The following is a 12,954-nucleotide window of genomic DNA, read 5'->3' on the forward strand; positions in this document are numbered from 1 at the left end:
TGATTCATTCACTATAAAGTTCGATCGAGAAGGATTCCATGAGCAATGTGAGCTCACGGGGCTCATTTGGTGGGACTTCACGTACCAAGGACGAAGATATTTCTAGCCGCCGATCCCCTCGAAAACTATTTTTTATCTCAAAATTTAGCTCAGTTCTATTATTTTCGATACCTCGAATTATCGGAACGACCAGCTTTTCATCAAGCTTGAATTTGACGTTGCCATCGATAGGAACGCTATGCGGGAATATGATTAATTTAAGTGTCCCTCTTAGGTAACCAGGAAACCGGATACTCGCATTTCGTGACATCCATCTCGCATCTGTTCCTGAAATTAACTCCAGATCATAAAATCCGAGCCAATATTCTTCCTGTGCAGCGCTAAATCGAACCCGTTCAGGACTTCTGGTCGATCGCTTCAGTGAAGCGGCCGTTAGCGTCAGGTGCCTACGACGAGCATAGTGAGACAAATACAAACTTATCGTATGAGGCAGCTTTAGATTCTGGGATTCAATTCCAGAAAATATTAGACCAGGACCCCGATCATCAATAGGAGACATAAGATTGTTATCCAATCTTAAGGCAATGTCTGCCTTCGAAGGTGACGAATTTTCTATTGATGTGTCTTGAATGTGAAGTACAATTTCTTCATTCGGCAAATTCAAAGGTGCCAGATCTAATCTGAAAATATCTGGCAGGTGAGCCTTTCTATCGAAAGGCCGTCTGACAAAGTTCAATAAATTGCGTTCCCCATGATCTTGCAAATCTGCCCCCCAAAGTCGCATCTTGGTCACATAGACAGATACCTCTCTTGCATCATTGGGAGCAGCTGGACGTTCAGGTACATTCGTATTTACGCAAACCCTGATAAGATTGGTATGCTCTTGTGGTACATCGATCTCGACGAAAAGACGTGCCCGCCCTATTTGACGATCCAACTCGATGACTTGCCAATATAGCGTGCTAATATCAGCTTCGATCGAGGAAATTAACGACTTCTCATCTAATAACAATATATTATATAGGTCGATTTCTAGAAAGTTTCGATATCCTGAGAGGCGTTTTTTGTCGATAGTAATCTGGAACTTCTGTTTTGCCCACCAATAAAATCCATCGCCAACTTGTTCAAGTTGATGATGACCGTAGTCAGTTGAATATGTACCTGGTATTAGATCGCCAACAAAGTATGGGCTTGCCTGTGGACCAAGCAAATTCGTAAGCCATTCATTGGATAGATCTTGATGCAATGACACCTTGATCGATTTTTCCACGCCGACCATGCTCACATGGCCGCTCCTGAAAAGAACCTTCAGGTCAACCGAAATCCTTCGTCCCCTTGTAAGTTGGACGAGATCGAATACTTTTACTTGATATTTTTGATTTCCTATTGACCTGACTTGAATATCGATTCCATCAAAACTTATCAGACAATCCGATACTTCCGGTATTTGAGATAAATCAAATCTAATGATCGTCGCGTCACTGAGTTCTGATGCATTCGGGAAAATTACGCTCGCGGAAAATACGTCGGCGGCCGAAGCGTTTTGAGTTCGATCTCGTGGAATTACGACAAATCTGTTTGAATATAATTCTCCTTGTTTATAAATATGATTGCTTTTGACAAGCCGATGATCATTTTTGCTCGTCAAACGTGGATTTTTATTGTAAAAATAAGGCCTTACGGCAGAAAATATGCTTTGTACGAGATCGGAATGATTGCTGGTGCCCTCATTGATCACGGACAACATATTGTAGTGGATCGATGGGGGCGGTACGTAGTCTTCTATTTTGCGCGAGGACAACCATTCATAAGCTGAGTAGGATTTTGTAGCTTCTTTTACATTACCACTTAAGATGCACGCGTATGCGTAAAAAGCTTGAAAAGATGCCGATAGCGGATCGATTGTTAAGGATGAATGGAGGTACGGTAAGGCTTCCTTGAACAGACCAGCTTCGAGCGAAATCAGCGCTAATTTTACAAATTTATCTCTGCTTTCGAGCGGATTAAATATATTATTTATATCGTCAAATATATTAATAGAACTTATGTCGACAGGTTTGATTTGTGATTTATCTATTCCGCTGGCAAATATAGGTTGATGATTATTTTCAATATCTCTAAAGAAAGTGTCCAATGATTGCGTTGATGTGCGCTCGAGATCCTCAAATGATCGACATGATTTGCTTGCAAGCTCCTCTATATCGACGTCGCCCCTAGCAACTTGCCATAGGGCAGCAACGAATGACTCTTCGTCTGTTAATTTGTGGAATTTGCAATCCGAGCGGATGCCCTCGAATCCGGCTTTACCCGAAATGATCGGCATTCCATGACGGATCGCGTCAATCGACTTGATCTTCGTTCCCGTCCCGATAAAGACCGGATTTATGAAAACGAAACCCTGTTGGGCCAATTTGGAAATATCGTTGATATAAGAAATCGTCTCTACATTCAGATCTGTGTTTCTAACATATTGACTACTTGACCCGACAACGACAAAGGACGCTGAGCCAGCAAATTCAGGTGCAATCCTGCGGATAAAGTTTACACTTTCTTCGTTCAGTGAGTTTGCCGATCCAAGAAAAACAAAAACAGTCTTGGATTGAGGAGTAAAGCAAAAATTTTTATCACCGACATGTGGTATAAAGTCGACTCTACGACCCGTAAGAGCTCTAAAATAGACTTGCTCTTTTTCAGTAATAGCCAATAATATGTCCGCACGCTCTGCTCCAATCCCTTCCTGGCGAAGGGATATATTGACCCATGTCGGGTCAATTCCACCAAGCTTGAGGAGACTGTGACGTTCCGCGAAGCGATCATGTGCATCGATGACCTTCACCGTACCTGTAGGCACAGCCTCGAAAACGGCCGACATCCATACATAATTCACCAGTACGACCGACGGCTTGAATTTGGCGCAGGCTTCTGAAACAGCGTCGATCATATCCTTCGTGATCAGCTTGCCATCGTCAATTTCTGCATAGTCCAGCGGTTCACTTGGCGCATTGACAAGCTGGAAATAATCCCAGTACGAACGCATTTCTTCAATTGATGACGCAGAACAATTTTCTAAATTGAGGCATATAAATACTATAGTATACCCCTTCTCTCGGAAACGGCGCCCTATTTCCAAGACTCGAGCACGATTTCCTGCAGTTGTTGGGTGTGACGGTGAGGGTGTTACGATTACAAGAGACTTGCTCATTTTGACCCGCTAAGTTTTATTTCAAGCTCTTTAGCCTAGCTCCGGGGCTTCGGCAAGGATTGCGTCACCCGACTCTGTCAGGATGTTGGGTCGTGCCATCGAGGCGTTATTTCATAGTCGTGTCACTTTTTGAGGCGGAATCCCTCGTTGAAGATGTCGAGTTGACCGGTATTTCGGTCCGAGCCAGTCCAGAGGCTACTTCATGGTAGCGGCCATGGGTAGCCAGAAGACCAGATCCAGGAATCGGCACTACCTGCCACGCGCCCGACCTCCGACCTCGCTTCATATCCAACTCCTCCGGTCCTGGCTGATCCGCTCAGTCAAAGCCGCCAGCCACGCGGTGACGCGAGCTTCAAGACGCTGGTCGATGCCGAGGATTCGTCTTGGCGCTGGCTGTCGTGCCGGCCAATGCGCGGGAGCGTGACACGCTGCCGGCCCTCGACGATGGCGAGACGGCGTCTTCACGGCCGAATGCTGCCAGCAATGGTTTCACCGCATCGTCGAGACCTCGCTGGATCATAACGGCTTCGTCGTGCTGTAGCGGCGCCGATTGGCCGAGCGGACCTTCGGCGGGCTCAGCCACAGGGGCGGCCTGCAGCGCGGGCGCGCGGGTCGCATCGCCAGGGCCAGCAACGTCCCGCCCGGGATGAGAGGCTCAAACAGGCTCCGAGCCGTGCACCAGAACAGGCTCACCGACCAACACTGAACAGTCGTGTCTATCGGACTGCGCGACTGGGCCTATCGGTCACGAACAGCGCGCGTTCGTATCAGACCGTTCCGCGGCGCAGGCCCTCGGCGAGCTGGAGGGCTTCGAGGACCGCCTTGCCGATCCGGTCCGCCTCGTCCTCCCCCGCCGCGTTCGCGAGGACGACGGCGACCTGGCGGGGAACGGACAAAGCGTCCGCGCTCACCGTGACCTGCAACTCGTCGCCATGGGGCGCCTCGATGCGGCGCAAGCCCACGCGCAGGCCGGCGACATCCCCGAACACGTGCTCCAGGCCGGCCAGGGCCTCGCGGCCGTTGCGAAAATCGCCGTTGATCACATCCGCCATCGGTCTACCGCCACGCGTCCACCCGCTCCGGCGCGGACCTCGCTCCCGGGCGCGAACCGGCCAGACTGATCTTCCTTACGGAGGTCGGGCGGGTTTCGCCATGGGTCGGCGGCGCGTAGCTTCGGCGCGACTGGGCATGGATGGCTTCCCCGAGGGGACCTTCGGCCGTCCGGAGGGCCGCGATCGTGCAGGCCGCCGCCACCTTCAGACCGAGTTCGTGCGTGTGGCTGCGGCCATAGAGGTAGGCCGCCAGGCGCGCCCGCCTCCGCTCCGGGATGTCGGCGATCAGGCGCGACAGCGTGTCGGCATCGGCTCGGTAGACCCGGCCGAGCAGGTCCAGGGGAACGGGGCAGGCCTCGGCCTCGAGGTCGATCGAACGATCCGTGATCACGATGATACCTGCTTCCCGCAAAAGACAGGCTGGTCAGGATATGGTTAACCGATCGTGCACGCCTCCGGCGCCCGAACCTGGCATGAACCGTCAAGCTATATCCCCTCCCCCTGCCCCGAGACGGTATGCATCCGAAGGCTCAATCGCCGCTCGATCGAAGCTGATCGACAGGATTGCAACCATGTGGTGTGGCAATTCAAGGCCGATGCGATCGGATTCTTTCTCTCGATGACGTAGCGATTTCGTTTACATCGGCCTGCGATGCTGGGCGTATGTTCGGGACGTTTCCCACTTCATCGATCGTTGCTCGCCTCGGGAACGACGAGCGCGGCGGCGTCGCGGTCATCTTCGCACTGACGCTGATTCCGCTCCTCACCCTCTCCGGCATGGCGATCGACCTCAGCGCCAACACCAACGCCCGCCGCAAAGCTCAGAACGCGGTCGACGCGGCCGCTCTCTCGCTCGCCAAGCTTCCCTCCGGGCTGACGGACGCGGACCTCGCCGACCGCGCCAAGCATCAGGTGACGGCCGCGATGGCGGGGAGCCAGGCGCTCGGCGTCGACGTCGCCACGCTCCGCTCGGGGGACACCATCCGGGTGACCCTGACCGGCAGGACGCCGACGACGCTGGCGCGCGTGGCGGGCTTCGACAGCCTGGCCTTGAACGTGTCCGGAACCGCGAAGCGCGGATCGGGCAACCTCGAAGTGGCCCTCGTCCTCGACAACACAGGCTCGATGGCCGGCGCCAAGCTCGTCAACCTGAAGGCGGCGGCCACCGACCTCGTCAACAACCTCTTCGAGGAGGTCGATCCGGCCAAGCCGAACGCCCTGAAGGTCGCCGTCGTCCCGTTCTCGATGACGGTGAATGTCGGGGCGGGCCGCGCCGGGGACGCCTTCATCGACAAGGACGGCTTGGCCTCCTACCATTCCCAGATCTTCGCCGCGAAGGCCAACCGCCTGACCCTCTTCACGAAGATGGGCGTCGCCTGGGGCGGATGCGTCGAGAGCCGGCCCGCGCCCTACGACGTCGACGACACCCCCGCGAGCCAGGGCACCCCCGACAGCCTGTTCGTGCCCTACTTCGCCCCGGACGAGTCGGACAAGGACGGCAACGCGGCGAACGACTACCTCGACGACTACAGCGATTTCCTCAGCCTGTACTTCGTCACCGGCGACCGCAAGCGCCAGGGTCAGACGGCCAAGTACGGCACCAGCTGGAAGGTTTCGCGGTCGGACAGGGGCGGGGCCGGCTACCTCTACGGCCCGAACGCGGGCTGCGAGCTCCAGCCCATCACCCCGCTGACCACCTCGAAGGCCACGGTCACCGCAGCCATCGCGAGCATGAGCGTGATCGGGGACACTAACGTCGCCCTCGGGCTCGCCTGGGGCTGGCACGTGCTCTCGCCGACGGGCCCCCTGGTCAGGGGCGCGCCCTACACGGACACCACCACGCGCAAGTTCGCCGTGGTGATGACGGACGGGCAGAACACCAGCGGCTACCGGAACAACAGCAACGAGTCGGTCTATTCGGGCATCGGCTACATCTGGGCCAATCGCCTCGGCACGACGTCGTCGGATACCGCGATCCGCACCCGCGCCATCGACGGGCGGCTCGCCCTGCTCTGCTCCAACATGAAGAGCGCCGGCATCCAGATCTTCGCGGTCCGGGTCGAGGTCAGCGACGGCACGAGCGACCTGCTGCGCAACTGCGCCAGCAACCCGTCCATGTTCTACGACGTGTCCGATTCCGGAAACCTGACGGCCACCTTCCGGGCGATCGGGGCCCAGATCAGCGAATTGAGGATTTCGCGGTGACGCGCGCCGTCACGGGGCGCCGTTTGCGTGGCGCCGTGCGCCGCTTCCGGTCACACCAGGACGGGGCCACCGCCGTGGAGTTCGCCATGGTGGGAATGCCCTTCTTCGCTCTCGTCTGCGCCCTGTTCGAGGCCGGCCTCCTGCTGCTCTCCCAGCAGACCCTCGACAACGCCCTCGACTATGCCGCCCGGACCGTGTTCACGGGCGCCTTCCAGGAGGGCTACGACGGAACACCGGCGGCGGACCGGCTGCGCAGGGCCGTCTGCTCCCAGGTCACGATCTTTCCCTGCGCGGATGTCCTGATCGACGTCGCGACCGCGTCGAGCTTCTCGGCCCGCTCCGTCGCCGGCCCCTACGATGCCGCGACGAAGAGCGTCGCGGCCGGCTTCGGGAAGACGTTCCAATGCCCATCGGGCAACGACGTCGTCACGGTGCGGGCGGCCGTCGTGGTGCCGCGCTATTTCGGGTTCCTCGACCCCGACGCCATGGCCATCGGCACGGCCGCGCGCCTCGTGGTCTCGACGGTGATCTTCCGGGCCGAGCCCTATGCCACAGGCCGGTGCTGAGCGTGGGCGAGGGCTAATCCCATGCGCATCCCGCTCCAGCGCCTCCGCAATGCGGACGGCATCGCCGCCGTCGAGTTCGCCCTTGTGGCGCCGTTCCTCATCCTGCTCCTCATGGGGACCGTCGAGTTTCCCCGCGCCTACGGCATCAGCCAGGGCCTGGAGAAAGCCGCGCGGACCATGGCGGACCTGATCTCGCGCGGCAGCCTCAACAGCGTGGACGACGTCTACGCCGCCGGCGCCGCCGTGACCTTCCCGTACGACACCTCGGCCGCCCGGATCGTCCTCACGGCCGTCGGCGTCTACGCCAAGGGCCAGGGCCTCGTGGCCCGCGTCTGCTCGACGGCCGCCCGGAACGACACGGCCGCCGCCGTGGATTCCGAACTCGGCGATCCGATCCCCTCCGAGGCCAAGGCGGGTGCGCGCTACGTTACGGCCCGGATCAGCTATCGCTACGTTCCCGCCTTCGGCATCTTCCCCGGGCTGGATCAGCTCACCTTCACCAAGACGGTCTCCTGGCCGGTGCGGGGCACCGGCGCCAATAGCCTCGCCGAGACGGTCCTGCCGGGCGGGAAGGCCTGCAAGGCCACCTGACGGAGGTAACCCCGCATTGTCGTAGTGGAGGACCGCATCCCCATAATGCTTTTGTGCTGTAGCATTGTAACATTATAGGATGAGCGATTCTCCGTAAGCCTCGTGCTTCATGACGGAATTTGCCGCGCGCCGGCAGGCGGTCCGGTCACCGGCGATCGAAGATCGGCGACCTCACCGCCGATGGGCATCGATGCCTGCAGCAGATCGGCACACACGCGATGATGATTGCTCCCGCCCGGAACCGGGACCGGGAGCGGAGGTTCTGGTTTCATGGCGCGACGCCGTGAAAGGCCTGCTGTGATGACCAAGCTTCTCCTCGGTACGACCCTGACCCTCGGTCTCATGCTGAGCATCAGCACGGCGACGATGGCGGCCCCCGGCGACGGTCTCGACCGTGATGCGGCCCGGACGGGCAACAGCAACATGGGCGAGATGCACCGCAACGCGGCGGGCGGCAGCATGATGGGCCGTTCCATGCGGAGCACCCGGATGATGAAGCACCGGCGTCATCATCGCCATCACCGCTGATCGCCCGCACGAGGAGGTACCGAGCGGCGCGAATGCGCGCTCGGATTGACGAAGATGGCGCCTCGGACCGCTTGGCGGCCGGGGTCTCGAGCGTCTGCGGGATGCCGTTCCGGTATGCGATCCCTCCGGGAGGTCGGATTGGCTGCGGAGCCCCTACTCGATGGAACAGCACGGCACGTCCCTCTTATTCGACAGCGAGCGGAGAGGCTCCTTCGGCCCTAAAACATTCTCCCCTCAGAATTTTTCGGACATAGCAGCATGAAAGCACTTTAGTGCCGCAATGTTTTAGTGCTACACCATCGTAGCTCCTAAGCGCTGTAGCGCTACAACGCTCTAACGTCACACCATGACAGTGTCTTCACACTGTCGTGCTTTCCCGCTACAGCAGGGCAGCACGACAGGATCGCGATGCGCACCATCACGCTTGTCACCCAGAAGGGTGGCGCCGGGAAAACCACGATTGCCGCCTCCCTGGCCGTCGCCGCCGCACAGGCCGGTGAAAGGGTGATCGCCCTCGACCTCGACCCGCAGGGGTCCCTCGCCGCCTGGGGCGATACGCGTTCCGCCGAAGAACCGGCCGTCGACCGGATCGGGCCGGACAACCTCGCGAACCTGGCGGCGATCCTGAAGGCCCTCGCGGCCGAGGGCTACACCCTGGCGATCCTCGACACGGCCGGTATCGCCTCGACCAGCGGCAACCTGGCGATGCAGGCGGCAGACCTGGCCCTGATCCCGGCGCGCCCGTCCCGGCTCGATCTTCAGGCCACCATGCCGACCATCGAGGCCCTGATGCGTCTGGAAATGCGCGAGCGCTTCGCCTTCATCCTGAATCAGTGCCCGGCCGGGCGCAGCTCCCGCGCCACGGAAGCCGCGAACGGTCTTGCGATGTTCGGCGTGCTGGCGGAACCGATGCTGACTCAGCGGGCCGATCACCAGGATGCCCTCGCGGCCGGGCAGGGCGTCACCGAGTATGCCCGCGACGGCAAGGCCGCCGACGAGATCCGAGCCCTTTGGGCCTGGGCCGCACGCAAGATGAAGGGCACCAAAGCATGATGGGCTTGCAGGCATGACCAAGCGTCCGTCCATCATCGGCGGCCTGAATCTTCCCGGAACCGAAGCCCGTGCGGCGATTGCCGACCGGGCTCCGGAGGCGGCGCCCGCCGCGACGCCGGCGTCGCGCAAGGCCCGGCCCGATATCGTCCATACTTCCGTCTACCTGCCCCGGGAGGTCCACCGCCGCCTGCGGGAGATCGCATTCACCCGCGATGTGAAGATCCACGACGTCATTATGGAGGGGATCGACGCCGCGCTACGGAAGCACGGACACCCCACCGTCGAGGCCCTCAAGGTCGGACGCAAGGCAGGGGACTAGGCCGCAGCGCTGCGGTGCAGTCGTGCTTTAGTGCTACAGCATGACAGTATTATAATCCGGTAACATGACGGTATTGTCATGCTGTCGTGCTAATATAAGCCTTTGCGGAAACACAGCTTTCTTGTTGGTCAGAGGCCCCCATAGGAGCGGTAGGGTCGAGCAGACAGTCGTCGTGAATGGGTCGCGCGGCTCCCACATCGTGCGCAGAGGCCTATCGCGCTTATCCGGCACCGGCACCAGGTCCGCGAAGACAGCGCTTGTCAGTCTCCCCGATACGATCACCCGCTCGCCTGACATGCTCGACTTCGTGAGCCACTTGCCGCCGTGCACGTGGCCTCGCGTCTCCGAAAACGCAGGAAAGACCGTCCTCTTCTTGAGCGAGCATCCACCCCGACAGCCAAAATCCCGAACAAGGCAGCGCATCAAACGCTCACGTGCATGCAGCTGCATGGCCTCAAATAAAATTCTAACCTCCGATAAGCGTTCTTCTCGAAAGTTTGACGGCTCCGAGGTCGCTCGTGTCTGAGGGCTTGGATGTTTCGGTTAGTGAGAGGAGGGGAGGCATGCGAACCACACCCGCAGCGTCGTCGCGGCCGGAAATCCGGCTGCGCAGTGCCGTGTTTCCCCGCTCTCCCGCCGCGCCGCCGGCACGTTAAAAGATCTGTTAAACAGTTAAAGACGCGCGCGCGTTGTTAAGGTTTTGCAAACCCCTGATTTGTCTGGCGAAATTCGGGGTGTTTATCCGCGGAGTGACGAAGTGCGTTATCCGCGGAGTGACGAATCTTTATCCGTAGAGTGACGAATCCAACATCCGCGGAGTGACGAATCCGGGTGCCCTGGAGCCGTCAATTATCCGCGGAGTGACGAATCCGCATCGGGAGTGGCTGCAAAACACCGGCTTGCCTGTCAAGAACGAACTGCTCAGTTCGAGTCCTGTTCCGTGAAAGTCGTTCGACGACAAGGCTTTGCGGTGATTTATCCGCGGAGTGACGAATCAATCGCCCTTCGTGACGGGTCGACGCACGGATTTGCGGCGCGTTCCTTTCGGCTTGAGCTTGGGAAGCGTCACCAGGTCGCTTTCCATGACTGCGAGCCCCCCTTCGCTGCGGCCGTAGAAGACCACGGAATCGTCGCTGTGCAGGAAGACGAGATGGTAGCCGGGCAGGGACCCCGCCTCGCCGATGCCGCGCACGGTCGCCCGGAACTTGAACAGGGGCTGGCGGCTGCCGACCTTCTTCTGCAGCAGATCGAGGCCGACCTTCCAGCGTCCCTGGTCACCGCAATGCTTCCGGGCGAGCTCGTACAACCGCTTCTCGGTGGCCTTCCGGAGCTTGAAGTAGTCCTGGTCGATGCTCAGCACCTCCAGCGCCATGGCGGCGTCGAAGGTGAACGCGCTGAGCGTGATGCGCAGCTCCTCGAGGCGGTTGTTCGGCCCCCGGGTGATCGTCTCCCAGGCATCGATCAGGCCAAAACCCTTGGTACGGCGCCGGGCCGGCTTACCCGTCGCGATCGAGGTCTTTATGCGGGTGCCGACGAGCCGCTCCAGGGCCTGCTCCAAAAGGTCGTAGCCGCGCCCCGACGTGCTGCGGTTGGTGAAGGTCAGGACGTCGTGCGCCTTGATGCTGACCGTGCGGGACACCGGTTCGCCGCGGTTCACGGCGTCGACCACCTTGGACACGCAGGTGAGGACGATGTCCTTGTCGTGGATGGTCGCCCGGCCCTTCACGGAGGGCGTCACCTCCAGGGTCACGCCGTTGTGCTCATAGGTCAGGATGCGCTGGTCGCCGTCCTCGATCGCGTAGACCGGGTGTTCCATGGTCGCCAGCTCGTCCTTGGGCGCCGCGGCCCGTCCGGTGGCGATGAACAGGTCGATCTGCTGCGTGAGGGCCTGGCTTGGGCCCTCAGGCGCGCCGGATTGGCCGCTGGCGGCCTTCGGCGCCGTCTCGAGGGGCTCGGCCTGGATCTGGGCTGCCGCCCCTCCTGAGGCGTCCTGACGCTTCCGTGCGCCCGTCCCGGCCTGGTCCGCCGAGGCCTGCTGGCGCTCGGCATCCGCCAGGACCTGCCTGCCGAGGCCCTCGAAGGCTTTGGCGAGGTTCGGATCGAGGTCGCCCAGGAGGTCGCCGAGCTGCTTTGGCTTGCCGCTCATCCCGCAATCTCCGGATGCCGGTCGAGCGCATCGCCAGACCCTGGAAGGCGCGCTTCGCGGTCGACGGGTGCGAGGTCCGGCGCGCATTCGGCCGGTGGACGGGACGGTGTCATGAATGGTTCTTACCCGCTCTTCCCGTCAAAACCGATGGGCACGCCGTGGTTCGAACCCGGCGCAGGCCTTGCCCGATGCCCCCGCCCCGGATTGCGCTGGCCGCTGCGCCGCGCCATTCTGGGACAGAGCCCGAGCCCGGCACGGAGATCGCGTGACCACCGCAACGATCTTTTCGCCGACCGCGGGGGGCGGGCCTCTCCCCGAACCCGGCACCGACCTCCCTTCCGAACTTGCCGCGGTCGTTCGGGCCTACCAGCGCGCGAGCAAGGCGGAGGCGACTTTGCGAGCCTATCGCGGTGACGCGGTGCTGTTCCAGGACTGGTGCGCCCTGTACGGGTTCGCCGCCCTGCCGGCCTCGCCCCGGGCCGTGGCCGGGTTCCTGACGCACGAGGCGGAGAGGGGACGAGCGGCCTCGACCATCGGCCGGCGCTGCGCCGCGATCCGCTACGCGCACAAGCTCGCCGGCCTGCCGGACCCGACCGACGACGCGGAGGTGCGGGCGACCATGAAGGGCATCCGGCGCACCATCGGCACGGCGCCGGTGCAGAAGGCCGCCGCCACCGTCGAGGTGCTCGCCGCTATGCTGATGCGCACCCCCGACACGATGACCGGCAAGCGGGATCGTGCCCTGCTCGGCCTCGGCTTCGCGGGGGCCTTCCGCCGCTCGGAGCTGGTCGCCCTCGATGTCGCCGACCTGCGCGAGGACCGGGACGGCCTGCGGGTCCGGGTGCGGCGCTCGAAGACGGATCAGGAGGGCCGCGGCTTCGAGAAGGCCATCCCGCACGGGCGCTTCATTCGGCCGGTTTTCCTGGTGAAGGACTGGCTCGCGGCCGGCGGGATCACGGAGGGGCCGGTGTTCCGCCCCGTCTCGCGGGCGGGGCGGGTGCGGGCCGGCGCGCCGCGCCTCACCACCCAGGCGGTGGCCGACATCGTCAAGCGCTACACCGGGGCCGCCGGCCTCGACGCCGCGACCTTCGCCGCCCACTCCCTGCGGGCCGGGTATATCACCACGGCCGCCGAGCGCGGCGCGGATCTGGCCCGGATCATGGACCAGTCGGGCCACCGCGATCCCCGCACGGTAGTGGGCTACATCCGCCGCGCCAACGCCTTCAAGGATCACTCGGGAAGCGGGTTCCTGTAGGGGCCGCCTCAAACGAGAACGGCCGGGGTTTCCCCCG

11 protein-coding genes are annotated in these 12,954 nt (G+C 60.9%); 7 read left to right on the forward strand and 4 right to left on the reverse strand.

Features of this window, described 5'->3' with window-relative positions:
• Nucleotides 1-4 precede the first annotated feature (4 nt).
• The 3 genes from MKK58_RS03285 to MKK58_RS03295 all read right to left on the reverse strand — a co-directional run bounded on the left by MKK58_RS03285 (nt 5) and on the right by MKK58_RS03295 (nt 4,645).
• The gene (locus MKK58_RS03285) at nt 5-3,202 is read right to left on the reverse strand and encodes a glycosyltransferase (RefSeq protein ID WP_243910739.1); all 3,198 of its coding nucleotides are present in this window, start codon (nt 3,200-3,202) and stop codon (nt 5-7) included.
• Nucleotides 3,203-3,969: 767 nt separating this feature from the next.
• Entirely contained in the window at nt 3,970-4,254 is a 285-nt protein-coding gene (locus MKK58_RS03290) for a hypothetical protein (RefSeq protein ID WP_243910740.1), read from the reverse strand.
• A 4-nt stretch (nt 4,255-4,258) separates the two neighbouring features.
• Nucleotides 4,259-4,645: a hypothetical protein gene (locus tag MKK58_RS03295; protein WP_243910741.1), complete on the reverse strand. Its 387-nt coding sequence runs from the start codon at nt 4,643-4,645 to the stop codon at nt 4,259-4,261.
• Between the two features lie 272 nt (nt 4,646-4,917).
• On the opposite strand from MKK58_RS03295, the gene MKK58_RS03300 reads away from it, so the two are divergent.
• The 6 genes from MKK58_RS03300 (at nt 4,918) to MKK58_RS03325 (ending at nt 9,516) form a co-directional block, all read left to right on the forward strand.
• Entirely contained in the window at nt 4,918-6,459 is a 1,542-nt protein-coding gene (locus MKK58_RS03300; protein WP_243910742.1) for a TadE/TadG family type IV pilus assembly protein, read from the forward strand.
• Complete coding sequence (locus tag MKK58_RS03305) at nt 6,456-7,025, forward strand: TadE/TadG family type IV pilus assembly protein (RefSeq protein ID WP_243910743.1); 570 nt, start codon at nt 6,456-6,458, stop codon at nt 7,023-7,025. Before MKK58_RS03300 ends, MKK58_RS03305 begins: the two co-directional genes overlap by 4 nt.
• A 21-nt stretch (nt 7,026-7,046) precedes the next feature.
• Nucleotides 7,047-7,616, forward strand: coding sequence for a TadE/TadG family type IV pilus assembly protein (locus tag MKK58_RS03310; protein WP_243910744.1), 570 nt, complete (start codon nt 7,047-7,049; stop codon nt 7,614-7,616).
• A 300-nt stretch (nt 7,617-7,916) separates the two neighbouring features.
• The gene (locus MKK58_RS03315) at nt 7,917-8,144 is read left to right on the forward strand and encodes a hypothetical protein (RefSeq protein WP_243910745.1); all 228 of its coding nucleotides are present in this window, start codon (nt 7,917-7,919) and stop codon (nt 8,142-8,144) included.
• Nucleotides 8,145-8,552: 408 nt separating this feature from the next.
• Nucleotides 8,553-9,197, forward strand: coding sequence for an AAA family ATPase (locus MKK58_RS03320; RefSeq protein WP_243910746.1), 645 nt, complete (start codon nt 8,553-8,555; stop codon nt 9,195-9,197).
• A 13-nt stretch (nt 9,198-9,210) separates the two neighbouring features.
• Complete coding sequence (locus tag MKK58_RS03325) at nt 9,211-9,516, forward strand: hypothetical protein (protein ID WP_243910747.1); 306 nt, start codon at nt 9,211-9,213, stop codon at nt 9,514-9,516.
• A 994-nt stretch (nt 9,517-10,510) separates the two neighbouring features.
• Here the strand turns inward: MKK58_RS03325 and MKK58_RS03330 are convergent.
• Entirely contained in the window at nt 10,511-11,662 is a 1,152-nt protein-coding gene (locus MKK58_RS03330; protein WP_243910748.1) for a replication initiator protein A, read from the reverse strand.
• Between the two features lie 265 nt (nt 11,663-11,927).
• Here MKK58_RS03330 and MKK58_RS03335 point away from each other — a divergent pair, with 265 nt between their 5' ends.
• On the forward strand, nt 11,928-12,917 hold the full coding sequence (locus MKK58_RS03335; RefSeq protein WP_243910749.1) for a site-specific integrase: 990 nt from the start codon (nt 11,928-11,930) through the stop codon (nt 12,915-12,917).
• Nucleotides 12,918-12,954 lie beyond the last annotated feature (37 nt).

The sequence above is a fragment of the Methylobacterium sp. J-078 genome (genome assembly GCF_022829285.1).
In the GTDB taxonomy this organism is placed as follows: Bacteria; Pseudomonadota; Alphaproteobacteria; order Rhizobiales; family Beijerinckiaceae; genus Methylobacterium.